Here is a 24837-nt window from a genome sequence, read left to right on the forward strand (position 1 = left end):
GGCAGACACAACCGGAAAGACTACTCTGCGTGCTGCAACCACTCCAGGTCGGCGCAGCCATCAGCCCACACCTCCGCGCTGACGCAGGCAAGACTGGAAGTACCCATGGGATGCTCGTTACCAGTGCCACATAGGCCATTGAGCAAGCTGCCCACCAAAGGCTGGTGACTAACCAGCAGAAGCGGAAAGGTATCCTGGGTTTGCAAATGATCGAGCAGCTGCTGTGGGTGGGTATTGCCGATCAGCAGTGGTTCGGTAATAACGGGTAATCCCAGTTGGGCGGCAGCAATCTCAGCGGTTTCCTGGGTTCGCACAAACGGACTGGCCCAAATTGCTTTGACCGCCGCTAACTCCTCTGCGCGTTTTTTGCAGACCTGTGCAACCTGCCTGCGCCCGCGCTCTGTCAGGGCTCTCTCTGCATCATTGGCGAGCATGGGCTCGGCTTTACCGTGACGCAAAATAAACAGCTGCATGGGACTTCCTCAAGAGTGAATTATTACTTTGTCGATATCAGCGGGAATGGTCGTAGGGGGGGTGCAGTGGCTATTTATCCGGCGCCCCCTCAAAAGGCACCGGATAAATAAGCTGCAGGGAGAAGAATCAATTCTTGTCGACAGGCTTGTCCGCGTCGTCGGCACTCTCCTCTACAAGCTCAGGTTTTTCGCTGCTTTTCGAATCAGAGCTACCCAGGATAATAGCGTCTTCGGCTTCATCTTCAGCCTTGTCCTTCTCGTGCTTAGCTTCCTTGGAAACCACCTCCGCAGAAACTTCTTCAGCGCCTTCATAGCCGGATAAATCCTCTACGTCGGATTCAGGCCACTCAGAAAACGGAAAAGGTTTTTCGTCGGAGTTGTAGATCAGGAACTGAATCGCCTGGTAAACGTAGGAGGCGAGCTGATCGCCAAAACGGCGCAGATTATCGTTGGATTTCCCACTGATAATCGAAAACAGGAATTGCAGTATCACTACCGCCATCAGTAACCACGCGGCAACCTGAAGGCACACTGCAAACAGCACCATATAGATAAGGCGCACCCACTGGTTGCCGGAAGTAAGATTGCGCTTTAGATCGTCATTGTTCATATGAGGCTTCCATTTAAGGCTTGGCCGAGTAGGCCACATCAAAAGTTTGCGCGCCCGACATCAAATTGCGAATCACCTCAGGAATCGGTCGCTGTTCAAATAATATGGCGTGAATCGCGGAAACCAAGGGCATGTAGACACCCATTTCGTCAGCTTTCTGTTTAATCAGACGAACCGTATTCACACCTTCGGCCACCTGACCGATTTCTGCGACAGCCTGATCGAGCGGCTTGCCCTTACCGACCATATACCCCACCCGATAATTTCGGCTGAGGTCCGAGGAACAGGTCAGAATCAAGTCGCCGACACCGGCGAGGCCGATAAACGTCATGGGATCGGCACCCATCGCTTCAGCAAAACGCATCATTTCTGCCAGGGAACGGGTGATCAGTAAACTGATAGTATTTTGCCCGCGCTCCAACGCTGCAGCCATACCAGTGACTATCGCGTAGATATTTTTTAGCGCACCGGCAAGCTCCACCCCAAATACATCACTACTGGAATAAACCCGGAAAGTCTCCGAGTGCAGTGCCGATTGAATCGCTTTGCAAAGTGCCTCGTCTTCACTGGCCACCACCGTTGCAGTGTAGTGCCCCGCAACAATTTCTTTTGCAAAATTTGGTCCGCTCAAAACCCCGACACGCATATCGGTGGTTTCTTCGCGCAGAATATCGCTCATTAAGTGGAAGTTGTCGTGCTCAATCCCCTTGGTAGTTGAGATCAGCATGGTACCCGGCGCCAGCAGTGGGGCCACCTTTTTCACCACTTCGCGAAAAGACTTACTGGGTATCGCTACAAATACTATATTGCAGCCACCCACCGCCTGTTCCAGGTCACTGGTGATTTGTAATTCCGGGTGCAGGGGTACGCCGGGCAAGTATTTGTGATTCTCTCGAGTGTCGCGACACTCAGCCGCCGTTTCCGCATTACGCATCCACTGGCGGGTGTCGTGGCCGTTGCCCGCCACAATGTTCGCAATCGCGGTTCCGAAACTGCCGCCGCCCAATACGGCAATAGCGAGGGGGTTGGAAGTTTCTTTTTGCATTGTCACACCGATAAAGCTTTTTATTAAGACTTGCGGATTATAGAGCTATGACCCGCTGAGCCCAATGGGGTCAATTTGTTTTAAACTTCTGGTAATTGTGCGAAACAACACAGTAAATAGCAAAAACGGCCCTCTGCCTTGACCAACCGATAAAATACCGCTCGATCCGGCAGGGGCCGCTTCTGGGGCCAGCAAAGTCAAAAACAACTCCGCTGGCCATCGCTTAGCACCAATCAATAGCGCTGACTTAGCCGTGCATTTCCAGCAACAGCGTGTTCAGGCGGCGCACATAATCCGCCGGGTCTGCCAGCTGGTTACCCGCGGCCAGGTTAGCCTGGTCCATGAGGATATTGGTGAGATCCGCAAAGCGATCTTCATCCGCTTCCTGGTCCAGACGCTGTACCAGTGGGTGGGACGGATTGATTTCAAAGATCGGCTTGGCATCTGGCAGGGCCTGGCCGGCCTGCTCCAGAATGCGGCGCATTTGCGGGCCCATATCCTGTTCGCTCACCACCAGACACGCTGGGGAGTCCACCAGACGAGTGGTTGCGCGTACGGATTCAACGCGACCTTCCAGAACTTCCTGTACCCGCTCAACCAGGGCACCGGACTCCTGCTCGACTTTTTCGCGCTCAGCTTTGTCTTCATCGCTCTCGGCTTCACCCAGGTCCAGCGCGCCTTTGGCCACGTCCTGGAACTGCTTGCCGTCGAACTCGCTCATATGGCCCACGAACCACTCGTCCACCTGATCGGTGAGCAGCAGCACTTCGATACCCTTCTTGCGGAATACTTCCAGGTAGGGGCTGGACTTGGCCGTAGCGAAGTTGTCGGCACATACGTAGTAGATTGCCTTTTGGCCATCCTTCATGCGACCTACATAGTCTTCCAGGGACTGATCCTGCTTCTCGGTATCGGTGTGGGTGCTGGCAAAGCGCAGCAGCTTGGCAATTTTCTCTTTATTGGAGAAATCTTCAGCCGGGCCTTCTTTCAATACATTGCCGAACAGATCCCAGAACTTCTGGTACTCATCGCCATCTTTCTTCGCCAATTTATCCAGCATATCCAGAACACGCTTGGTCAGCGCACTCTTGATCGCATCGGTATTGCGATCTTTTTGCAGGATTTCACGGGATACGTTCAGCGGCAGGTCATTGGAGTCCAGAACACCTTTCACGAAACGCAGGTACAGCGGCAGGAACTGCTCCGCGTCGTCCATGATAAAGGTGCGCTGCACATACAGCTTGAGGCCGCGAGCGGCATCGCGCTGGTACAGATCGAACGGTGCGCGCGCAGGGATGTAAAGCAGGCTGGTGTAATCCTGCTTGCCCTCTACGCGATTGTGGCTCCAGGTTAAAGGATCGTCGAAATCGTGGGAGATATGCTTGTAGAACTCCTTGTACTCCTCGGATTTCACGTCGGAGCGGGGGCGAGTCCACAGGGCCTGGGCAGCATTTACTGCTTCAAACTCAGGTGCTTTCTCTTCTTTCGGCTCTTCGCCCTCTTCTGCCGCCGGCATTTCCTCTTTCAGCATTTCCACCGGAATGGCGATGTGATCGGAGTACTTTTTAATGATGGAGCGCAGGCGCCAACTATCGGCAAACTCTTTCGCTTCTTCTTTCAGGTGCAGGACCACTCGGGTGCCGCGCTGGGGCCATTCAACGGTCTCTACGGAGTATTCCGCTTCACCGTGACACTCCCAGTGCACACCCTGGTCGGTATTCAGGCCGGCGCGACGGGTGAATACGTCTACTTTATCGGCGACGATAAAGGCGGAGTAGAAGCCCACACCGAATTGGCCTATCAGGTGCGCATCTTTTTTCTGATCTCCGGTCAGCTGCTGCATAAATGCAGAGGTGCCAGAGCGGGCGATGGTACCGAGGTTTTCGATTACTTCATCACGGCTCATACCAATACCATTATCGGTAATGGTGAGTGTGCCCTCTTCCTTGTCAAACTCAATGCGAATGCGCAGGTCTGCATCTTCACCCAGTAATTCAGGCTTGGACAGCGATTCAAAACGCAGCTTGTCGGCGGCATCAGAAGCGTTGGATACCAGCTCGCGCAGGAAAATCTCCTTATTGGAGTAGAGCGAGTGGATCATCAGGTGCAGCAGCTGCTTGGCTTCCGTCTGGAATCCATGGCTCTCTTTTTGGGCCTCAACGGTCATCTATTCGGTCTCCCCGTAAACGTCAATCGGAACAGGGAGCAAATATTGGGATCAGCCAGCAGGTTTCAAGGGGGGGAGGGACAATCACTTACCAGTGGAGATCAGCGATCTCCACTGGTTTGAGCGGTAGCGAGATTGCCTTTGCCAGTAATATCGATCACGAAATTGGCAGTGAGATCTGAGATCACACGGGACTCCGCATTCATCAGAATAGCGATACCCACTTTCAACTTTTCCGAGTAGGCCACCGCCGCACGGAAGCCCGCAACCCAACCGCCGTGGTAAATAATACGATCGTCACCAATGGTATAGAGGCGCCAGCCCAGACCATAGCCTGCGTGAGACAGGTAATCTCTCCAGATACGATGGCGCATATGGCGCTGGGTAGCGACTCGCTCAGTAGTCATATCGGCGATCACTTCCGGTGACAGCACCTTCGGGTAGTAGCCCATCTGCGCTTTCAACCACTGGGCCATATCGGAGATACTGGCATTCACTCCCGCCGCCGGTGCAGCAAAGTAGTATTCCTTCTCCACTTTTACCGGACGCCAGCCGCTGCCTGTCTGAATATGGGGTGCCGCACGGTTGTCGGAGGCCATAAAGCTCTCCCAGCCGACCGATGCGTTCTGCATTTTCAGCGGGACAAAAATTCGCTTTTTCAGCTGGCTGGCAAAGGAGACCCCGGTCGCCTCAAAAATCACATCCTCAATCAGGCTGAACAACACATTCTGGTAGCCGTAGCATTTTCCCGGCGTGCAGCGCGGATCGATATTGGCAAACTTGGGCAATATCTTGCTGAGAGGCTTGTTGTCCTCAAGGTAGTTGTCGTAGGCATTTGGGGTCAGACCCGAGGAATGGCTGAGCAAGTGTTCCACCTGTAGCTGACGGGACAGCGAAGGCGTCTTAAAGCTCAGATCCGGCACATAGTTGACCACCTTGTCATCCCACTTGAAGCGATTTTCATGCTCCAACATAGTGGCCATACTGGCGGCAAAGGTCTTGGATACCGAGGCAAGACGGAACACCGTATCCCGATCCACCTTGCCGGATTTACCCCTGACCCTGACACCATAGGTGTCCATCGCGACCACCCGATTGCCATCAACAATGACATAGGCGCCGCCGGGTATGGATTTGCCCGCCATCATTTGTTTGAAGTATCGGCCAAACTGTTTGGCCCTGTCGTCTATATCAACCGCTTGCGCAGGTAGGGACAGACTCCCCAGAATCACCAGGGAGAGGAAAAAACGTGCCATATAGGCGCGCACGTCGTAGACGATATTTGAAAGAATTGCAGGTCTCATAAGCAAATCGAGCCGCCAAAGCAATCCGGTAGTTGCAGATAAGACTAGCAGCCAGCGGGCAAAAACTCTATTTAGGCGCCACGCAGGACTGACCGCTGAATTCTAGTCTGCGCTTTTCTCCAGCGCGGGGACGGCCATGCCAATCAGCGCAGATCAGCGCAACAAGGCTTGTACAAACAAAAAAACCGCCTTGCGGCGGTTCTTCTTTTGGGGCCCCGGGGACCCCAGCGCAAAAAGCGTCTTACAGCTTCTCAGCGTTCTCGCTCAGGTAAGCCGCTACACCTTCCGGAGAAGCGTTCATACCTTTGTCGCCTTCCTGCCAGCCGGCAGGGCAAACTTCACCGTGCTCCTGGTGGAACGCCAGAGCGTCAACCATGCGCAGCATTTCGTCAACGTTACGGCCCAGCGGCAGATCGTTAACTACCTGGTGACGTACAGTGCCTTCTTCGTCGATCAGGAAGGAACCGCGGAAAGCAACACCAGCGTCAGCTTCTACGTCGTACGCCTGGCAGATTTCGTGCTTAACGTCTGCAACCAGAGTGTACTTAACCGGGCCGATACCACCGTCGTTGACGGAGGTGTTACGCCATGCGTTGTGAGAGAACTGGGAATCGATGGATACACCGATTACCTCAACACCGCGCTTTTCAAACTCAGCGAAACGGTGGTCGAAAGCGATCAGCTCAGAAGGACATACGAAGGTGAAATCCAGCGGGTAGAAGAAAACTACAGCCTTCTTACCTTTGATTGCATCTTTCAGGTTAAAAGTATCGACGATCTCGCCGTTACCCAATACCGCTGCAGCGGTGAAATCCGGAGCCGGCTTGCCTACCAGAACTGCCATGAAAACCTCCTCAATCCAATGATGGGTTGTTGATGATACGTAGAGTGTTCAATTTATGAGCAACAGCTATAAATCGAATGGGAATTAATAGTGGGCCGCTATGATACACACCCACTTATTTCAGGCCCATAAATTTTTTAAATCAGGCTGATAGCAGAACGGCTATGCGTGAACTAACCCCCAAAATAGGATGAGCTACCCGCAAAAATGTACAAATAGCAAACAAAGAGGGCGAAATGCGACCATTCCGAAATCTTATTGACACTCATTCTCAATTGCAATAGGATTCCTACCTAACTACTATTGAGTAAGAGTTGAACAGAGCCACCACCATGTATGTATGTATTTGTAAGGGCATAACTGACCGCCAGATCAAAGAGGCGATCTATGATGGCTCCACTTCGGTAAAGGCTCTCAGGCGCCAGCTGGGCGTTTCCTCTCAATGTGGACGCTGTGCCGAGCAGACCAAGGAAATCATTGACGAGACCATGAGTGGTGGGATGGTGTCCTCTGCCAATACCGGTCTCTTCTACTCCGCCAGTTAACCGTCCAATATGGCCACCCTCCTCTGGTGGCCTCTATACCGCTTCGATCTGCCCAGCCCTTCAGCTATCCGTAAATTTTACAAACTTGTATAAGCCCCCCACCCCCAGTACAAAACACCCCACTCAAATCGAACTTGCTTGCACCCAATGTCTATCTCGCCGCTTTCAGCCTGAACATATATCGGCCCACCTTGGGCAGCTATACATCTCAACCTGAAAGCGCCTCTCCCGGCTTTACTTACCTGCCAAACTTTAGCCTTCTGATTTACTTATCTCTCCGATCTCACTGCAATGTCCTTTGTGGGATCGGAAAAAATCTGCATATTGAGAAAATCCGTTTTAGAGAGCTTCTAATCAATTCCGTGATGTCTTTGGTTTTTACAGTACAGAGCGGGAATCGCTATGAAAGCCTGTAGAGTGGGCCTTACAGATAGGACACTCACAGCAAGCCGCACCTAATATCCGCTACCTTCAGGAGCCCAAGAGTATTACGGATTTATTCAGACACGCCTTTGTTGATCTCTTCGTAATCCACGTGAAATTCGACAGTGATCAACCTTAATTCAGGACATGAGTCCGTTAACAAAAGATCAACCCAAACACTTTTATATCCGAGGTAGCCATTCAATGAGTCGGTTAGATGGCAAAAATTCAAAAGATGGGGTCATTTAATTTAGAGATGAAATTAATTATTCAAGCGCCATCCGAGCTAAAAAAAATTTTTGGCTCAGCTTATAGTTACTTGCGTTTCACCTGTACATATAAATAAGAAGCATTATTAATATCGAGCATGAAAATATTAGCCTCAACTAAAATACGTAACCCATCAATAAAAGGCGGTTAATATTCGAAATAAATGACTTATTATTGTATTGTTCACGCAACCTAAATGAGAATTATTTTCGTTGCCATTTTCGGCTAAATTTGCGTTAAAACCCTTGTTTTTCCTGCATTCTGCAAGAAAAATTATTTCTTGACTTGCCGCAAATCGCAACGCAAACTCAGCCCCGATTGCAGCTGAAACCCTAAAATAAAATTAGGTAAATCAGGCAGCCGCAGACTTTAGTGACTAATAATCTTTAGTAGCTAAAAATATCAACTAATCTCTAGCGACTAACAAATAGGAACCCTCTGCAAACCTTATTGAGTTGGCAGGGCTTCAGGAGCACAGGCTATGAAAGGCGACCCCAAGGTAATTGAGCATTTAAATAAAGTACTGGGTAATGAACTGGTAGCTATTAACCAGTATTTCCTGCATGCCCGCATGTACGACAACTGGGGTTTAAAAGAGCTGGGCAAACAGGAATATCACGAATCCATCGATGAAATGAAGCACGCCGATTGGCTGATCGAGCGCATTCTTTTCCTCGAAGGTATTCCAAACCTGCAGCACCTGGGCAAACTCCTGATCGGTGAAAATACCGAAGAGATGCTCAAGTGCGACCTGAAAATTGAATCAAAAGCCATTCCCGACTTGCGTGAGGCCATCGCCTACTGTGAATCTGTGCGGGATTACGGCAGCCGTGAATTGCTGGAGAAAATCCTCGAGTCTGAGGAAGAGCATGTAGATTGGCTGGAGACCCAGCTGGAACTGATCGACAAAGTTGGCATTCAAAACTACCTGCAAACTCAAATGGAAACTGCAGCCGGCCACTCTGGCAAGTAGTTTAAGCTTTCTCACAGGAATAAAAAAACCGCAGTTTCCGCTGCGGTTTTTTTTGTTCTTACAATGCGCTGCCGCTTTCGCCAGACAGCAACATTAGAACTACAGCGAAAGCTAACCCTCGTCTTCGCTCTCTGCTGATGCCTCATCGATCAGGGTTTTCAGCTCGCCGTTCTCATACATTTCCATAATGATGTCACAGCCACCGATCAACTCGCCCTTAACCCACAGCTGGGGGAACGTCGGCCAGTTTGCATATTTGGGCAGCTCGGCACGGATATCTGGATTAGCCAGGATATCAACGTAGGCAAAGCGCTTGCCGCAAGCCATCATCGCCTGGGAGGCCCGCATGGAAAAGCCGCACTGGGGGGCATTGGGGCTACCTTTCATATAGAGCAGAATGGTGTTATCAGCGATCTGCTGCTTGATGTTCTCCAGTGTATCCATAAGCGTGAAAAACCTCAGGTGGTCGAAGCAAAAAGTAAATGTGTATGCACCGCGCCGTTACTGACGCCGCACAGGGGCAGCCATTGTACCCCAGCGAGGCGCTCAATAAGTACACCCTACTGTTGATGATGGCAAAAACCCCAAATCTAACTCCCTTGGCACAATGTTGAGGATTCAGCCATACGGATAACGCACACGACATAAAGGCTGTGTTACTATTGCTCAAACCAATATAAAATGCAGATTGAAACCTAAAAACAGAATTTTCTGCGGAATAGAGATAACCCAGGCAATAAATACCTAAGGAGATGCCCCTGTGGCCACCCCGACACTCATGCAGAACTACGGCGAAAGACCCCTCACCTTGGTGCGGGGAGAGGGCAACTATGTATGGGATGATCAGGGGCGACGATACCTGGATGCCATCTCTGGAATCGCCGTATGCGGCCTCGGTCACTGCCACCCCAAGGTAACCCTGGCCCTGCACGAGCAGGCCCGAACCCTGTTGCACGTATCCAACCTTTACAATATCCCTGCGCAGGAGCGGCTGGCAGATAAACTTGTACAGATGTCCGGTATGGACAATGTATTTTTCTCCAACTCCGGCGCAGAAGCCAATGAGGCGGCCATTAAATTGGCTCGACGGTTGGGTAATAGTCGCAACCTCAGGACCCCTCAAATACTGGTAATGGAGGGAGCCTTCCACGGCCGCACCCTCGCTACCTTAACCGCAACCGGCAATGAAAAAGTGCAGGAAGGCTTCGGCCCACTGCCCGAGGGCTTCCTGCGAGTGCCTTTTAACGATACCGCAGCTATCGAGAAGCTCGCGTCTGAAAGAGATGACATTGTCGCAATTCTGGTAGAGCCGGTTCAGGGCGAAGGTGGTGTACGAGTCCCCTCCTCAAACTATCTAAGTAAATTGCGGGAACTCTGCGATCAAAATAATTGGCTCTTGATGCTGGATGAAGTGCAAACCGGCAATGGCCGCAGCGGCAAAATGTTTGCCTACCAACACGCTGGCATACTCCCCGACGTGGTGACCACAGCCAAAGGGCTGGGCAACGGCGTCCCCATAGGGGCCTGCCTGGCAAGAGGAGTGGCCGCGCAATTATTTTCTGCGGGCACCCATGGATCTACCTTTGGCGGCAACCCCCTCGCCTGCACCGCTGCCCTGGCCGTGCTCGAAACACTGGAAAATGAATGGCTAATAGAGCGTGCTGAGACCTTGGGGCAGACCTTGCTGCAACAACTTCAGCTGCAGTTATCTGATTGCGGCCAAGTTAAAGAGGTGCGCGGCCAGGGATTGATGATCGGCATCGAACTGCAGCTGCCCTGTGCCACACTGGTGGATATGGCTCGCGAGCGCAGACTCCTGATTAATATTACAGCCGGCAATGTTGTACGCCTGCTGCCCCCACTTACACTCAGCGACGACGAGTGCCATCAATTGGCAAGCGATATCAGCTCACTGATTCACCAGTTTGCACTGCAAGCAGTCTGATGCAAAAAAGGAGAACAGCTTATGGCGATCAGACATTTCCTTACCCTGACAGATTTATCTGCGGAAGAACTCACACAAATTATTGAGCGCGCTATCGAGCTTAAAACACTGCGTGCGCAGGGTATTACTACCGACTTTTTTCGCGGCAAAGTACTGGGGATGATTTTTGAGAAATCTTCTACTCGCACCCGCGTCTCTTTCGAAGCGGGAATGGCGCAGATGGGCGGCAGCGCCCTCTTCCTATCCCCTCGCGATACTCAGCTGGGACGCGGGGAACCCGTTGAGGACAGCGCCCGGGTAATTTCCAGCATGGTGGATATGGTGATGATTCGCACCTTTGGCCACCAGGTACTGGAGCGCTTTTCTGAATATTCGAAAGTACCAGTGATTAATGCCCTCTCTGACAGCTACCACCCCTGCCAGCTTCTTGCGGACATCCAAACTTTTGTAGAGCACCGAGGCAGCCCTGAGGGCAAGGTCGTGGCCTGGGTCGGAGATGGCAACAATATGTGCCATTCCTACATTAATGCTGCCCGCCTGTGCAATTTTGAGTTGCGCATAGCTTGCCCTCCCGGCTACGAACCCAACGCCAATATTCTCGCTTCGGCACCTGATCGTGTCACCCTGGTACAGAATCCGGTGGAGGCTGTTAAAGGGGCCGATTGGGTGGCCACCGATGTCTGGGCTTCCATGGGACAGGAAACTGAACAACAGATCCGCCTGAAAGCCTTTGAAAACTTCCTGGTAGATCACGAACTGATGAGCCATGCCAACAGCAACGCCGTCTTTATGCACTGCTTGCCCGCCCACCGGGGCGAGGAAGTCAGCGCCGAGCTTTTAGAGGATGACGGTATTTCCGTAGTGTGGGATGAAGCCGAAAACCGCCTTCACGCACAGAAAGCCCTGATGGAATTTCTTCAGGACCACAGTCGCTAACCATACCCAATGGTGCAGCCGCTTCAACGGCTGCGCCCTGCTGCCCAACCTCCCCTACCACAACTCCTCTGATGACACTTCTCGTGAGAAGAAATTAACGCCAAAATACTTTGTGAACAGTCGCATTTAGCAATTGGCGCCAATGATTAATTTACAGCCAGCCTGACTGTCAGAATTAAATAAACGTCACCAAACTGAACAAATGAGTACCACTTTGCTCAAAGAGCAGCCATTTGCAAATAGTTATTGCCGTTGTTAATTTACAGCGCTCAAGCTATTAAAAAAAATTGTAAGACGTTGTACCCGGTGCTCTTTACCGACCCCCCTTCCTTTACAGCCTAGAGCTGGCGGGCCCTGCCGCGAAAGTGGCTACTGACTCAGTACCTCTACCCACAATTTATCCACAAACAACTACAAAGTTATTCGCCTTGAACTGACCCGCCTACCGCATTATCTTGTAGCGCACTCGAGGCCGACCCCCTATATATTGGGGTAGAGACCTAAGAGCACCCCCAATTTGTGGGGCGAATTCCGGCGTACCACCACACTTTTTGGCGGTGGGCGTCAGGCGCTGCTTTTTTCAAAGCAGAATCAGAGGTAAGCGGGCGGAATGGAATTTCCGCCACAGGCAGCAGCTGGCAAACCTTTTCAGAGAACCGGTGACAAGCCGCCTGTTTCCAGTGTCCACAGCTGTGGATAAACACTGGCAAAGCGAAGGACACGCTCCGCCATGCCACACAGTCATGTGGCCGCCGTTCTTTTGAACGCACGCGGACAGACAACAGTACAAACCTTTCGGAGATTTACATGCACACAGAGACAGGGCGCTCTCAAGCCGTGCCTGCGGAAAAATCGGGCACCTCCAGCGACCAGGCAACTGGCGGCACCACTCTGGCCGCTACTGCACCGGGCCAGATCCGCGTAATCAAGCGCAACGGCACCGTTGTACCCTACGACGACAGCAAAATCGCCGTCGCCGTAACCAAAGCCTTTCTCGCTGTTGAAGGCGGTACTGCCGCTGCTTCCAGCCGTGTCCACGAGCAAGTTGAAGAGCTGGTCGGCCAGATCAGTGCCACTTTCAAGCGTCGCATGCCCTCTGGCGGCACTATTCACATTGAGGAAATCCAGGACCAGGTAGAACTGGCCCTGATGCGCGCCGGCGAACAGAAGGTTGCCCGCGACTACGTACTCTACCGTGAAGAACATGCCCGCCTGCGCGCAGAGAAAGAAAAAACTACCCAGGCTGCTGAGCAAACTGTCGATGCCCACCCCAGCATTCGTGTAAAGCAGGACGACGGCAGCCTTGCACCTCTGGATATGGAGCGCCTGCGCACCGTTGTCAAAGAAGCCTGCGAAGGCCTGAAAGATGTCGACAGCGCGGCAATTCTTAATGAAGCCCTGAAGAACCTGTACGACGGTGTCTCTGAAAACGATATCAACACCGCGCTGGTAATCACTGCCCGCACCCTGGTTGAGCAGGAGCCCAATTACACCTTTGCTACCGCCAGCCTGCTGCTGGACAAGCTGCGCTCCGAAGCTCTGCGCTTCCTCGGTGTTGCCGAGCGCGCCACCCAGCACGAGATGGAAAAGCTGTACGCCTCTACCCTGCCCACTTACGTGAAAAAGGGTATCGAGCTGGACCTGTTGGACCCGGCACTGGCTACCTTCGACCTGGAAAAACTCGGCAAAGCTCTAAAAGGCGAGCGCGATCACCAGTTTACTTACCTGGGCCTGCAGACTCTGTACGACCGCTACTTCCTGCACAGCGACGATATTCGTTTTGAGCTGCCGCAGATCTTCTTTATGCGCGTCGCCATGGGTCTCAGCATTAATGAAGAGAATAAAAACGAGCGCGCGGTAGAGTTCTACAACCTGTTGAGCTCCTTCGACTACATGAGCTCCACCCCAACCCTTTTCAACGCCGGCACCCTGCGCCCACAGCTGTCCTCCTGCTACCTGACTACGGTACCGGACGACCTGCACGGCATTTACGGCGCTATTCGCGATAACGCCATGCTGTCCAAGTGGGCCGGCGGTCTCGGCAATGACTGGACGCCGGTGCGTTCCCTGGGTTCCTATATCAAAGGTACCAACGGCAAGTCCCAAGGTGTTGTGCCCTTCCTGAAAGTGGCCAATGACACCGCAGTAGCGGTCAACCAGGGCGGTAAGCGCAAGGGCGCTGTCTGTGCCTACCTGGAAACCTGGCACCTGGATATCGAGGAATTCCTCGAGCTGCGCAAAAACACTGGTGACGACCGCCGCCGCACCCACGATATGAACACCGCCAACTGGGTCCCCGACCTGTTTATGAAGCGCGTGTTCGAAGACAAAGAGTGGACCCTGTTCTCCCCGGCCGATTGCCCGGACCTGCACGATCTGTTCGGCACCGCATTCGAAGAGCGCTACAACCACTACGAACAACTGGCTGCCGAAGGCAAGCTGCGTCTGTTCAAGAAAATCCGCGCACTAGACCTGTGGCGCAAGATGCTGGGCATGCTGTTCGAAACTGGCCACCCCTGGATCACCTTTAAAGACAGCTGCAACCTGCGCAGCCCTCAGCAACACGCCGGTGTGGTTCACAGCTCCAACCTGTGCACCGAGATCACTCTCAACACCAAGGCCGACGACGAAATCGCCGTGTGTAACCTGGGCTCCGTCAACCTGGCTCAACACATTGGTGAGAACGGTGAACTCGACCGCACCAAGCTGGCCAATACCGTAAAAACTGCGGTGCGTATGCTCGATAACGTTATCGACATCAACTACTACGCAGTTGAAAGTGCACGTCAGTCCAACATGCGTCACCGCCCAGTGGGCATGGGCCTGATGGGCTTCCAGGACGCGCTGTACAAAGCCGGGATCGCCTACGCCAGCGACGAAGCCGTAGCCTTTGCCGACAACACCATGGAAGCGATCAGCTTCGAAGCCATCTCCGCTTCCAGTGACCTGGCTGCCGAGCGCGGCAAGTACCAGACTTACGAAGGCTCCCTGTGGAGCAAAGGTGTTCTGCCGCTGGACTCCATCCAGATCCTGGCTGAGCAGCGCGGCCAGCAGTTTATCGAACAGGACACCAGCTCCACGCTGGACTGGGATGGCCTGCGCGAGAAAGTAAAAGCCCAAGGTATGCGTAACTCCAACGTGATGGCGATCGCTCCTACTGCGACCATTGCCAATATCACCGGAGTTTCCCAGTCAATCGAACCGACCTACCAAAACCTGTATGTGAAATCGAACCTGTCCGGCGAATTCACCGTAGTAAACCCCTACCTGGTACACGATCTGAAAGATCGCGGCCTGTGGGATCAGGTCATGGTTAACGACCTGAAATACTATGAAGGTTCTGTACAGAAAATCGATCGCGTACCGGAAGACCTGAAAGCAAAATACCGCACCGCGTTTGAAGTGGAGCCGCGCTGGATCGTGGACGCTGCCAGCCGTCGCCAGAAGTGGATCGACCAGGCCCAGTCCCTGAACCTGTATATTGCCGGCGCCGACGGCAAGAAGCTGGACCTGACCTATCGCATGGCTTGGTTCCGCGGCCTGAAAACCACTTACTACCTGCGCGCACTGGCTGCCACTACCACAGAGAAATCTACGGTAAATAGCGGCACCCTGAACGCGGTAAGTGCACACGGCGGTAGCAACGGAATAGCTGCGGCAGCACCTGCTGAGCAAGCTGCACCTGCACCGGCCGCAGTGCCTCAGGCCTGCTCACTGGACGACCCGGATTGCGAGGCCTGCCAGTAAAATTTAAGCCCCTTTTTTATAGGGGCTGCACTGACTCTCGGGGGAGAGCGTCGTAACCGCAAGTGCGGGCATGACCATGCGCAGCGACCCCGGTCCACCCATTATTTTAATAGTGGGTAATACCATAGGGACCGGGGATCGGCTGCGGCTTATTTTCCCAAGAAAACCCAGTGCAATTGCCAGCGAAAATTCAGTGCAAATAAATGCACAAAAGCGCAGCAAAAATTGATCTGGCACAGGATTTTCTGTGCCCAGGCGAGTTAAAAATACGAGCCTGTAATGAATTATCACCGGTAAAAAATATCACCGGTATGTCATCCCTGGTTGCACACAATTAGTGAGTAATACACCAGGAAGATTTAAGAATTTTTTATCGAACTTTCGATAGTGAGACCGATCAAAAGGGCCAACTATGCTGAGCTGGGACGACATCGACACCAAGCCCCAACAACCTGAAAAAGCAACCGAACCGCGACCGACGCCGGAGGCCCAGGCAAAATCCGTGCAGGAGCCCAGCGCTTCCTACACAGCCGCTCCGGCGTCGCCTGCGGCCCAAAGCGGCTCCACTGCCGTTGATGCCGCCCGTGCCGCAGTTGCTAATATGGACCCGGCTCCCGGCCTGGAAGAACTGGAAATGGGTGCGGCCCGCATCCAGGTAGATGAAAAGCGCATTATTAATTGCCGCGCTGACCTCAACCAGTTGGTTCCCTTTAAATACGACTGGGCCTGGCAAAAATACCTGGATGGCTGCGCCAACCACTGGATGCCCCAGGAAATCAACATGAACAAAGACGTGTCCATGTGGAAAGACCCCAACGGTCTGACCGAGGACGAGCGTCGCATCGTGGAATACTCCCTGGGCTATTTCTCCACCGCGGACTCCCTGGTTGCCAACAACCTGGTATTAGCGATCTACCGCCATATCACCAACCCGGAGTGCCGTCAGTACCTGCTGCGCCAGTCTTTTGAAGAAGCCATTCACACCCACGCATACCAGTACTGTGTAGAGTCTCTGGGTATGGACGAAGGTGAAGTCTTCAATATGTACCGCGAAGTGCCTGCGGTTGCCAAAAAGGCGGCCTGGAGCCTGTCCCACACCCAGGCCATCGGTGATCCCAACTTCAAAACCGGCACCGTTGAATCCGACCAGGAGCTGCTGCGCAACCTGATCGCCTTCTACGCTGTCACTGAAGGTATCTTCTTCTACTGTGGCTTCAGCCAGATCCTGTCCATGGGTCGCCGCAACAAAATGACCGGTGTTGCCGAGCAGTTCCAGTACATCCTGCGCGACGAGTCTATGCACCTGAACTTCGGCATCGACGTCATCAACCAGATTAAGCTGGAAAACCCACACCTGTGGACAGCGGAATTCCAGCAGGAAGTGACCCAGATGATTCTTGAGGGTATGGAGCTCGAAGTGGCCTACGCCCGCGACACTATGCCCCGCGGCGTACTCGGTATGAATGCGAATATGATGGAGGAGTACCTCCAGTTTATCGCCAACCGCCGCCTTAGCCAGCTGGGCCTGAAAGAGCAGTTCCCAGGCGCTCAGAATCCATTCCCATGGATGTCTGAAATTATGGACCTGCGCAAAGAGAAAAACTTCTTTGAAACCCGCGTTATCGAATATCAAACCGGCGGCGCACTGCAGTGGTAAGCGCTTCCTGGTTAGCGAATTACTAAAAAGGAGAAAGTAGTCGCTCACAGGAAGAGATGTATTGAAAACGGGCTTAATGCCCGTTTTTTTTATTTTGAGCATCCCAGTTTACTCTCTACGCCAACCGTAGACTTAAGTTCTATGGAGTTCCCCATCTCCCCTCCCTAATATTGGATATAGGATCAAACCATTTGGACAGCGACTTATATTCGCGCATAATGCCCCGCGTTTATTGGTGTAGCAGCTACACCCCGAGGTGAGCAAGCTTTGTAATATCCCTACTTGCCTATTAACCAGCTACTGTGAATTTTTATATGAGCAACCCTGATTTAAGTGAAGTAATTAATCTCAACTGCGAAGATCGCTACGAGTATTTCCTGAGCATGGCTGGAGAAGAGCGGGAAATCTGGATACTAGTCGACAGTGAAAACTGCTTTCTAAAAATACATACCGATGAAGACGGTGGTTTTGAATACCTGCCAGTATGGCCAAACGCAGAGTTTGCCCAAGGATATGCTGAGAATGAAGCAGGCCTCAGCCCTAAAAGCATTCCCTTACCACAGTTCTTAAAAAAATGGCTTCCCGGCTTAAGAAATGACGATATTGAAATCGGTGTATTTCCTGCACCGGATAAAAGCGTATGGATTACTAATTCAGAAGAGTTAGAAGCCGACCTTCGACAAGAACTAAACGTATTCTAACTAAATAATCCACATTGAAGCTATCTCCTTAAACATCCTTCTGGGAAAATCCACTCCCAGTAAGACAAACAAAGATACCTTCTTAGTACGTCCCCCTTATAGGATAACGATTTTCAGGATTGCGAATAAATTCGATACCCACCAACAATGTCTGTAAGTCTGGCCTTGCAAATGGCGCATTAGAAATATCCACTATTTGCAAGTTTCCAGATTCATTGATAACAAAAACGCCTGGTTCAGAAAAGGGCCTGTCAGTTTCTTCCGGAGAGCGCGGTTTGGAAATATATAATCCCAACTGCTGCATCTGTGGTATCGATAAGTCATAGCCGATAGAAAACCCTGGCTGAATTTTTTCCATATGCGAGGAAGCCTTTTTCTCCGTATCGGCAGAAACAGCAATCACATCAACACCCTCGGCATGATAGCGAGGTAGCAACACACTTAGCGCGCGTAAATATTTGGTACAGAGGGGGCAATGTTTGCCTCGGTAAGCCACTATCATTTGCCAGGGAAGGCTGCCCTCAGGCCTCCCCAACACCAGCTTTCCGCCACCCAACCGCTGTACTTCGATAGCAGGAAACTCGATACCTGCAGCCAGTTTTGTATTGCTCATTACCATCCCATTTGAGAACATAAGTAGAGATTTAGTCAATCAATGAATCCCCCGTTAGTATAGGAGACTCGATGAAAAAGCCCTTTGCGCGGTTTCTATCATCACTGCTAGCAGCCGGATTGCTGAGTGGTTGCTCTGCTAGCCCCCAAAGTAACAACACTACTGACCAGCAACCCCAACCGCTAGAGTTTTTACCCGCTTTAAAAGGTGACTACTTCAAACTGGATTCAGCGATTGTTGGACGCCCCTACCATATTTATACCCGCCTGCCGGAGGACTATGACCCAGACGGGAACATAGCTTACCCGGTAATTTACCTCCTCGACGGAGACTCCCTATTCCCTGTTCTGGCGACCAATCATCTATTTATGCATTTTGACGATTACGTCCCAGAAGCGATTATTGTCGGTATTGCCTATGGTTCATTTAGCCCCGAAATCAATCGTCGTAGCTTTGACTTTTCCCTACCGGATAACAGTGACACCCCCAAGTATGGTGGTGCAGTACAGTTTCTTAACTTCCTGGAACAGGAACTCTTACCGGCTGTTGAAAGCCGCTACGCGGTAAATCCTCAGCAGCGTGTGCTCTTCGGACAAAGTCGAGGGGGATATTTTGTGCTTTACACGGCATTTTCTAAGCCCGACTTGTTTAAAGGATTAATAGCCAGCAATGCCACCTTCCTACCACAACAGGAGTTTTTCTACAGGAAACCCGCGCAATCGACAAGGGAGGACCTGACTCTAGTAGTGACCAGCGGCTCCGAAGATATGCCAAACCTGCGCAACGATGCACTCTCCTGGCATAAGCACTGGAAAGAGCAAAAGAGTGCTCCCTGGAGTATCGCCTTTAAAACCATCCCAGGTGGCACTCATGCCGCAAACAGTACAGACAGCTACCGTTTTGGCATCCATGAAATTTTTCAAGAGGAAATTAATTTATCTCGCAAGGAAGCAGCGGAAAGGGCACAAGTTGTAGAGGATCATTAGAATTACAGTCTTAAAACTGTAAAAAGGTGATTCATACAAACTAAAAAGCCCGCCTGAAAGCGGGCTTTTTTAACAGCCGAGTTAATTACTCAGTACAGGCAGCGATACGACCGGCAGTGTTTTTACCGATACCGCAATCGAGACCGTCAGGAATGCCGGTATAGTCAGGAGCCATAATACCGCCATTGCGCTGGGCATCATGATCAGTATAAATGCTAGCCAGATTATAAGAGCGCGCCGTTCCCTTGTTGTCATTATCGCAGGAGAAAATAGCGCTTCCGTAAGCAATGCCCAAGAAAGTCTTGTACTCCTTCAGGTTTGACCATAGGTTGCGCTTCGCAGAACCGGAACAGTTCATCTGGGAAGCCAGGTTGATATAACCATCATCTTCACCGCCTAACAGCAAGGAACTTGCGCTTGCAATTCCCGGGAATCCAGCATAACCACCAATGGTGTAAACAGGTGCTGCCAAATTGGTGCCAACATAGTTACGAACAGTATAAACATCATTCGTTTGCAGATAACGCACGGCCGAACATTCACGGCCAATAAATAGATCGTTAATTACACTTTCAATCCAGCTACCATTACACAGGCGGTCAACAAACTCGGTACCCGTGATGGCCCCACCTGTAGTAAAGATCGCAGCGATACCACTGATTGCGGTGTCAAAGTCAACTTCAACCGCATAATCATCATTCAAGCCGGCAACATTGTATGTTTCAGTTTTGGTCTTACAGCTCTTCCAAAACCAGGCACCAGTACAAACTTTGGAGCTCTTGGTTTCAGTATTGGAATCGAACTGATTATATGCGCGATTGTAGTAAGGAGAGCCTGGTACTGCATTACCTGCCAGGTACATCATTTGCGCAGCACCCTGACTGTGGGCGATCACCCAAAAGGTATCATCAGCTGCACACTGGTTATCGTGCTCATACCCATCCCCCTCACCGCTGCGAATAGCAATGATTTGGCGGGCAATCTCACCGGCGGTTCCATCATGCCAGTAAGGCATTTCACCTTCATCGGTAGAGTCGTAACCCACTACTCCGTAATTACCGCCATTAATGCGCAGCTGCTCGATAAAGTTACTGCCAGAGTATTGATCAAAAAATGCCTCGCTCCAGTAATCCAAAGCCGGCTGCTCAAGATTACCTTGAGAGTTTGTACGCTGCTTGATATGGCCCTCTGTGCCATGGCCATGAACCAGGATATAGCAGTTATCTGCACTCGCTGATGTCGACCCCAAAAGCCCCGCTAATAAAAGAGAAAGGCTTGCACCCAATCGTTTATAAAGTGTCATTGTGATGTCCTTTTATTTTTGCTCGGACTTAATTCCCAATTTATTAAATTGTCTTTTTATATTGCCGAGACTGTTTTTTGGCTTACGAAAGGTATCTGGTTAATAAGTGCCAAGAATATGACTAATAGCGCCACATAGATCTCCAGGGCGACAATGAAATTGACCAATCGGTCAAGAAGGGCTTCTGAACTTAATGCAGTGTGATCCATTTCTCAAAATCTCTAATTTCCCAAGCCTAAACCGTGTCAAGTGGACCAGAGAGAAAGTGAGTAATGCTTACACAAATTTGAGATATAGCCCCCCAAAATTGAAAGATTGATATATTTGGAGAAGGTAGGCTTCGTATAAAATTTGACTTAACCCATATAAATTAAAGGAAATTATTTAAGTCTCATTTTTTATGTTTATACATATATCAAGATAGGTAATTAAGAATAAGCTATCTCCCCAAAATAAATACACATTATATTTCTAGTACAAATTCTGGCGTGGAAGTTAAACACTTAGTAGAAATTTCGAGATATAAATATATGCAGTAATCACCTTTGGGTAGAGAACAATGGTAGCCACTAAAATTCCAAAAATATGGAAAGCTTACTTCCATCCTGAAAAGTTAGCCGGCAACAACTAGAAACTATGAGAGAAATTTATATTGAGCATATTATCCACAGTTTACATAAATATCAGCAACCAAGCCTAAAGAGGGAATAAAAAGTGATAGATTCAAAAACATTTTGGGACAAAACTGCAGCCCGATACGAGAAAAGCCCAATAAGAGATTTAGATGCCTACAAAAGGAAATTGGCTATAACACAAGGGTATTTTAAATCAAACTGGTCTGTACTTGAGTTTGGATGTGGTACCGGCAGCACAGCTATTCATCATTCACCACATGTGAACAACATTATTGCTACCGACATCTCTGACAAGATGCTGGAAATTGCCAAACAAAAAATGATAGATGCCTCAATAAAAAATATTATATTTCAGCAAGGAACGTTAGATACACTGGAGCTTACCAATGAGAGTTTCAATGCCATTTTAGGATTAAATATCCTACATCTACTGCAAGATATAGATACAGCAATAGCTAGAACCTATGAACTATTAAAGCCTGGAGGTATATTTGTTTCTAGCACAGTGTTACTCAAAAAGAGCAATTGGAGACTTATATTGCCCATTATACAGTTCTTAAAGTTAGCCCCTTATGTTAATCCGCTTGACAAGCAAGACTTATCAAATAAACTCACTCAAGCTGGGTTTAGCATTGAAAAAGAGTGGCAGCCAGGAAAAGGGTCAGTATTTTTTGTCGCGAAAAAACAAGCCTCACCCAATAAAACATCACCTTAAATAATACTTAAGCTCACACCACTAAATTCCTATAAACACTAAACAACCTACAATAACCATCCACCTGAAACCCCCAAATTATTCGAGAGTTTCAAGCTCAACAAGCACAATTACTGGGATACTAATAATCCCTCAAATAAACTAATCACGAAGTAACTATGGATTACTTAAAGCTAATACCCATAAAGTCACTGGTTTTATCGCCATCTAAATCGGCACATACAACATTATCGTCCGTATGTAGTGGTCTAATCCTTCCGGACACTTCGCTAAGATGGTAAAACTACCAAGCGAGGTGAAGTATGACAACAAAAGGTACACGTCGGCATTTCAAGCCGGAATTTAAGAAAGACGCCGTAGCGCTAGTCTCTGAGCAAGGGTATTCAATTCCTAAAGCAGCAGAGGCTGTAGGAACAACAACCAATAACCTGCGACGCTGGATAAAGGAACTGAAGCAGGAAGAAGACGGTGTGAGGTTGGATGTAGGCGAGCGCGCAGAATTAGAGCGATTACGACGTGAAAATAAGCAGTTGCGGATGGAGAAAGAAATCCTAAAAAAGGCCAGCGCCTTCTTTGCGAAAGAAATGAAATAAAGTACAGCTTTATTGAAAAACAGCAAGGCAGCTTTCCTGTTAGGGTGCTCTGCCGGGTAATGCAGGTAAGTAAGACTAGTTATTACGACTGGTGTTACCGTGGCAATAGCTCAATAGATGCTCAAACATGGCAATTATGCCATCGTTTGAAGGCCCTATTTGCAGAATCTAGACAGAGTCTCGGAAGTCGTCGGCTAATGAAGCTGTTACGTAAAGAAGGCTTTGAAGTCGGGCGCTATCGAGTCCGCAAGCTCATGAAAAAGCTAGGCTTGGCAGTAAAGCGCAAGAAGCGATTTACACTGACGACAGACAGTAAACATCACCTGCCGGTCGCAGAGAACCTTCTTAATAGGGAGTTCTCACCGAGTGCTAAAAACCAAGTCTGGACGACTGATATTACATATATTTGGACTTCGCAGGGCTGGCTGTACTTGGCGGTAGTGATTGATCTCTATTCTCGCAGGATTGTTGGTTGGCATCTAGATCGAAAGATGGAAACGGCCCTGGTAACTCGTGCGTTGATGATGGCTGTCAATTTGCGTACGCCCCCAAAAGGTCTCCTGCATCACTCTGATCGTGGCAGTCAGTATGCCAGCCATACCTACCAAACGTTATTGAGTCAGCAGGGGATGGTGTGTTCAATGAGCCGTAAGGGAAATTGTTGGGACAACGCACCGACTGAACGTTTCTTCAGTAGCTTGAAGCGGGAGTGGTTAACGGAAAACCTCTATCCGACAAGGGAGGATGCGGTAGCAGATGTAAGGGCCTATATTGCTTATTACAACTCACGCAGAATACATACAACACTGGGAGACCTAGCCCCGATCGAATTTGAGAAATGTGCTTAAAGAAGTGTCCGGTTGGAGTTGACCACAACAGTATACCTGACCACAATACTTCTATCTGAGGTAATAGCAGCCATCGTCATAGACAAAATTGAATTAAGCTGGCGATCGGTTGCTTGATCAGAAGTTTTGAAGATCCAATTTCCCTCTTCAAACCTCACCCAAACATTTTCGGCGTCAAGGCCAAGCCAAACATGCTCAGGGGTAAAGGTACACTCAGTCCAAGCAAGTGCTGAATTGGAAAAACCAATCGCAGCCAAAAATAAAAAAATCTTTTTCATAACTAATACTCACTCTAGCTAACAGAATATAAATACTCACTTGCAAATACAAAACTGTAAAGGTTCAAAACCCGGATGAGATTACACCAACATTCACACCAAGTCACCCTTAAAACTATATTGTTCCTATATTAATCGCCACATGACTGAAAAGTGACAACTACCCTAATTGGTTTAGTCAAATACAGGGTAATCTTATATTTTTGGACTGGAAAAAGAGGTGACGACATCGTCCTGACAACATAACAGGTCAAAATCTATATAGTTCAAAAAAGGTACGGAAATCTTACCTTTAATAGGACTATTTAACCAGTTAAGGCATAAAAACCCCTGAAGCCATCATTAACAACCTGAGAAAAAGGATGAAGTAATACAAATGTACAAACTAGAACGTACATTATATCCTGTTGACCACAATGAATAATCAAAACTTGAACCAGAAAAATACACCATCCACAGAGCGGATGGATTAATGCGAACCAACATCATATAATAGTAAAGTCTCCCACCTTACTCTAACTATCTGTGTATTAAGATACACAAAGTCAGAAGTTGCCGATAAAACTGTGGAATAGACAATTAACACAATCATACCAAAAGCAGGGGCCAATATATATTATGAGATCTAAACTAGCAGCAATTCTAACAGCAGGTCTTCTAAGTACTCATAGCTATGCAGCAGAATACTCTGGGAGGACAACCATCGAACAGATTTCTCTTGGATGGGGCACTAAAAGAGTAAACCTAACACTAAAAGATGAAATGCCGGACCCACTTGATTGTAGCGATGCAGTGTACATGGTTCAGGCCGATGAAAGTGCACCGAATTTGGACCATATTCTTTCTATTGCCCTTAGCGCTCATACCGCAGGAAAAGAAGTAAATCTAATAATAGATGATTCAAACTGTTCAGCTGGAGGAAACATTAAATTACTTTCCATTCTAATTAGATAATCAATAGAATTTAATGTAAAAATATCCAGATCAGAATAAGAATTTTTGTTTTAACAAAAGCTAATAAAAATTACTGATCTGGATTTATCAAATAAATATTAATGTTTGACAAGATTGAAATCATCCACTAACGGTCCATCATCCTTTCATTCTACTAGAGTTTAGTATAACTTAGTGTTTTATTAGGTGAGGCTACCCACACCAATCCAAACTATAAGTTGATCACAGATAAACGTCATGGGCCTGTTATCCCTTAGAGGATTAAATTGGGC

The 24837-nt window shown here is 49.5% G+C and carries 22 protein-coding genes; 12 read left to right on the top strand and 10 right to left on the bottom strand.

Annotation, left to right across the window (positions count from 1 at the left end; translation table 11 throughout):
* Positions 1 to 20: 20 nt before the first annotated feature.
* From sixA to BTJ40_RS16500, 6 genes are all read right to left on the bottom strand, one after another.
* Positions 21 to 473: a phosphohistidine phosphatase SixA gene (gene sixA, locus BTJ40_RS16475; protein WP_108734115.1), complete on the bottom strand. Its 453-nt coding sequence runs from the start codon at positions 471 to 473 to the stop codon at positions 21 to 23.
* 127 nt (positions 474 to 600) lie between these two features.
* On the bottom strand, positions 601 to 1083 hold the full coding sequence (locus BTJ40_RS16480) for a DUF4389 domain-containing protein (RefSeq protein WP_108734116.1): 483 nt from the start codon (positions 1081 to 1083) through the stop codon (positions 601 to 603).
* 13 nt (positions 1084 to 1096) lie between these two features.
* A complete protein-coding gene (locus BTJ40_RS16485; protein ID WP_108734117.1) occupies positions 1097 to 2128 on the bottom strand; it encodes an NAD(P)H-dependent glycerol-3-phosphate dehydrogenase in 1032 nt (343 codons plus the stop codon).
* Between the two features lie 247 nt (positions 2129 to 2375).
* The gene (gene htpG, locus BTJ40_RS16490; protein ID WP_108734118.1) at positions 2376 to 4295 is read right to left on the bottom strand and encodes a molecular chaperone HtpG; all 1920 of its coding nucleotides are present in this window, start codon (positions 4293 to 4295) and stop codon (positions 2376 to 2378) included.
* Between the two features lie 101 nt (positions 4296 to 4396).
* A complete protein-coding gene (locus BTJ40_RS16495) occupies positions 4397 to 5599 on the bottom strand; it encodes a serine hydrolase (RefSeq protein WP_108734119.1) in 1203 nt (400 codons plus the stop codon).
* Between the two features lie 241 nt (positions 5600 to 5840).
* Positions 5841 to 6443: a peroxiredoxin gene (locus BTJ40_RS16500; protein ID WP_108734120.1), complete on the bottom strand. Its 603-nt coding sequence runs from the start codon at positions 6441 to 6443 to the stop codon at positions 5841 to 5843.
* Positions 6444 to 6757: 314 nt separating this feature from the next.
* Between BTJ40_RS16500 and BTJ40_RS16505 the strand changes: the two genes are divergently transcribed.
* Entirely contained in the window at positions 6758 to 6988 is a 231-nt protein-coding gene (locus BTJ40_RS16505) for a bacterioferritin-associated ferredoxin (protein ID WP_369974257.1), read from the top strand.
* Between the two features lie 1174 nt (positions 6989 to 8162).
* Positions 8163 to 8654 (top strand): bacterioferritin, encoded by a 492-nt coding sequence (gene bfr / locus BTJ40_RS16510; protein WP_020412720.1) that lies wholly within the window; start codon positions 8163 to 8165, stop codon positions 8652 to 8654.
* A gap of 111 nt (positions 8655 to 8765) precedes the next feature.
* On the opposite strand, the gene grxD is transcribed toward bfr, so the two are convergent.
* Entirely contained in the window at positions 8766 to 9098 is a 333-nt protein-coding gene (gene grxD, locus BTJ40_RS16515) for a Grx4 family monothiol glutaredoxin (protein WP_108734122.1), read from the bottom strand.
* Between the two features lie 316 nt (positions 9099 to 9414).
* Here grxD and BTJ40_RS16520 point away from each other — a divergent pair, with 316 nt between their 5' ends.
* From BTJ40_RS16520 to BTJ40_RS16540, 6 genes are all read left to right on the top strand, one after another.
* Complete coding sequence (locus BTJ40_RS16520; protein ID WP_202862819.1) at positions 9415 to 10599, top strand: aspartate aminotransferase family protein; 1185 nt, start codon at positions 9415 to 9417, stop codon at positions 10597 to 10599.
* Between the two features lie 21 nt (positions 10600 to 10620).
* Positions 10621 to 11535: an ornithine carbamoyltransferase gene (gene argF, locus BTJ40_RS16525; protein ID WP_108734124.1), complete on the top strand. Its 915-nt coding sequence runs from the start codon at positions 10621 to 10623 to the stop codon at positions 11533 to 11535.
* Between the two features lie 807 nt (positions 11536 to 12342).
* Positions 12343 to 15282, top strand: coding sequence for a ribonucleoside-diphosphate reductase subunit alpha (locus BTJ40_RS16530; RefSeq protein ID WP_108734125.1), 2940 nt, complete (start codon positions 12343 to 12345; stop codon positions 15280 to 15282).
* A gap of 203 nt (positions 15283 to 15485) precedes the next feature.
* Positions 15486 to 15620, top strand: coding sequence for a hypothetical protein (locus BTJ40_RS22960; protein ID WP_255422748.1), 135 nt, complete (start codon positions 15486 to 15488; stop codon positions 15618 to 15620).
* Positions 15621 to 15694: 74 nt separating this feature from the next.
* A complete protein-coding gene (locus BTJ40_RS16535; protein ID WP_108734126.1) occupies positions 15695 to 16939 on the top strand; it encodes a ribonucleotide-diphosphate reductase subunit beta in 1245 nt (414 codons plus the stop codon).
* A gap of 314 nt (positions 16940 to 17253) precedes the next feature.
* Positions 17254 to 17640: a DUF2750 domain-containing protein gene (locus BTJ40_RS16540; RefSeq protein ID WP_108735304.1), complete on the top strand. Its 387-nt coding sequence runs from the start codon at positions 17254 to 17256 to the stop codon at positions 17638 to 17640.
* A gap of 82 nt (positions 17641 to 17722) precedes the next feature.
* Here the strand turns inward: BTJ40_RS16540 and BTJ40_RS16545 are convergent, their stop codons facing one another.
* The gene (locus BTJ40_RS16545; RefSeq protein WP_108735305.1) at positions 17723 to 18253 is read right to left on the bottom strand and encodes a redoxin domain-containing protein; all 531 of its coding nucleotides are present in this window, start codon (positions 18251 to 18253) and stop codon (positions 17723 to 17725) included.
* A 71-nt stretch (positions 18254 to 18324) separates the two neighbouring features.
* Between BTJ40_RS16545 and BTJ40_RS16550 the strand changes: the two genes are divergently transcribed.
* A complete protein-coding gene (locus tag BTJ40_RS16550) occupies positions 18325 to 19239 on the top strand; it encodes an alpha/beta hydrolase (protein ID WP_108734127.1) in 915 nt (304 codons plus the stop codon).
* An 85-nt stretch (positions 19240 to 19324) separates the two neighbouring features.
* Here the strand turns inward: BTJ40_RS16550 and BTJ40_RS16555 are convergent, their stop codons facing one another.
* Entirely contained in the window at positions 19325 to 20542 is a 1218-nt protein-coding gene (locus BTJ40_RS16555; protein WP_108734128.1) for a hypothetical protein, read from the bottom strand.
* A gap of 714 nt (positions 20543 to 21256) precedes the next feature.
* On the opposite strand from BTJ40_RS16555, the gene BTJ40_RS16560 reads away from it, so the two are divergent.
* Together BTJ40_RS16560 and BTJ40_RS16565 are read left to right on the top strand one after the other, a co-directional pair.
* Positions 21257 to 21892 (top strand): class I SAM-dependent methyltransferase, encoded by a 636-nt coding sequence (locus tag BTJ40_RS16560; RefSeq protein ID WP_108734129.1) that lies wholly within the window; start codon positions 21257 to 21259, stop codon positions 21890 to 21892.
* A gap of 302 nt (positions 21893 to 22194) precedes the next feature.
* A protein-coding gene (locus BTJ40_RS16565; protein ID WP_108733978.1) for an IS3 family transposase occupies positions 22195 to 23333 on the top strand; the annotation gives its coding sequence in 2 pieces (ribosomal slippage) (positions 22195 to 22444 and positions 22444 to 23333; 1140 coding nt in all).
* On the opposite strand, the gene BTJ40_RS16570 is transcribed toward BTJ40_RS16565, so the two are convergent.
* Positions 23330 to 23611 carry a hypothetical protein gene (locus tag BTJ40_RS16570; RefSeq protein WP_108734130.1) on the bottom strand — a complete coding sequence of 94 codons (282 nt, stop codon included), beginning with the start codon at positions 23609 to 23611 and terminating at the stop codon, positions 23330 to 23332. The genes BTJ40_RS16565 and BTJ40_RS16570 overlap by 4 nt on opposite strands.
* Positions 23612 to 24229: 618 nt before the next feature.
* On the opposite strand from BTJ40_RS16570, the gene BTJ40_RS16575 reads away from it, so the two are divergent.
* Complete coding sequence (locus BTJ40_RS16575) at positions 24230 to 24565, top strand: hypothetical protein (protein WP_108734131.1); 336 nt, start codon at positions 24230 to 24232, stop codon at positions 24563 to 24565.
* The last annotated feature ends 272 nt before the right edge of the window (positions 24566 to 24837 follow it).

The sequence above is a fragment of the Microbulbifer sp. A4B17 genome (assembly GCF_003076275.1).
GTDB lineage: Bacteria > Pseudomonadota > Gammaproteobacteria > Pseudomonadales > Cellvibrionaceae > Microbulbifer.

Coding starts and splice junctions, on each gene's coding strand:
- BTJ40_RS16500 (WP_108734120.1), bottom strand. CDS start 6,443: ATGGCAGTTCTGGTAGGCAAGCCGGCTCCGGATTTCACCGCTGCAGCG.
- BTJ40_RS16495 (WP_108734119.1), bottom strand. CDS start 5,599: ATGAGACCTGCAATTCTTTCAAATATCGTCTACGACGTGCGCGCCTAT.
- BTJ40_RS16555 (WP_108734128.1), bottom strand. CDS start 20,542: ATGACACTTTATAAACGATTGGGTGCAAGCCTTTCTCTTTTATTAGCG.
- BTJ40_RS16545 (WP_108735305.1), bottom strand. CDS start 18,253: ATGAGCAATACAAAACTGGCTGCAGGTATCGAGTTTCCTGCTATCGAA.
- BTJ40_RS16540 (WP_108735304.1), top strand. CDS start 17,254: ATGAGCAACCCTGATTTAAGTGAAGTAATTAATCTCAACTGCGAAGAT.
- sixA (WP_108734115.1), bottom strand. CDS start 473: ATGCAGCTGTTTATTTTGCGTCACGGTAAAGCCGAGCCCATGCTCGCC.
- BTJ40_RS16485 (WP_108734117.1), bottom strand. CDS start 2,128: ATGCAAAAAGAAACTTCCAACCCCCTCGCTATTGCCGTATTGGGCGGC.
- BTJ40_RS16480 (WP_108734116.1), bottom strand. CDS start 1,083: ATGAACAATGACGATCTAAAGCGCAATCTTACTTCCGGCAACCAGTGG.
- BTJ40_RS16535 (WP_108734126.1), top strand. CDS start 15,695: ATGCTGAGCTGGGACGACATCGACACCAAGCCCCAACAACCTGAAAAA.
- argF (WP_108734124.1), top strand. CDS start 10,621: ATGGCGATCAGACATTTCCTTACCCTGACAGATTTATCTGCGGAAGAA.
- grxD (WP_108734122.1), bottom strand. CDS start 9,098: ATGGATACACTGGAGAACATCAAGCAGCAGATCGCTGATAACACCATT.
- BTJ40_RS16550 (WP_108734127.1), top strand. CDS start 18,325: ATGAAAAAGCCCTTTGCGCGGTTTCTATCATCACTGCTAGCAGCCGGA.
- bfr (WP_020412720.1), top strand. CDS start 8,163: ATGAAAGGCGACCCCAAGGTAATTGAGCATTTAAATAAAGTACTGGGT.
- BTJ40_RS16570 (WP_108734130.1), bottom strand. CDS start 23,611: ATGAAAAAGATTTTTTTATTTTTGGCTGCGATTGGTTTTTCCAATTCA.
- htpG (WP_108734118.1), bottom strand. CDS start 4,295: ATGACCGTTGAGGCCCAAAAAGAGAGCCATGGATTCCAGACGGAAGCC.
- BTJ40_RS16575 (WP_108734131.1), top strand. CDS start 24,230: ATGAGATCTAAACTAGCAGCAATTCTAACAGCAGGTCTTCTAAGTACT.
- BTJ40_RS22960 (WP_255422748.1), top strand. CDS start 15,486: ATGCACAAAAGCGCAGCAAAAATTGATCTGGCACAGGATTTTCTGTGC.
- BTJ40_RS16530 (WP_108734125.1), top strand. CDS start 12,343: ATGCACACAGAGACAGGGCGCTCTCAAGCCGTGCCTGCGGAAAAATCG.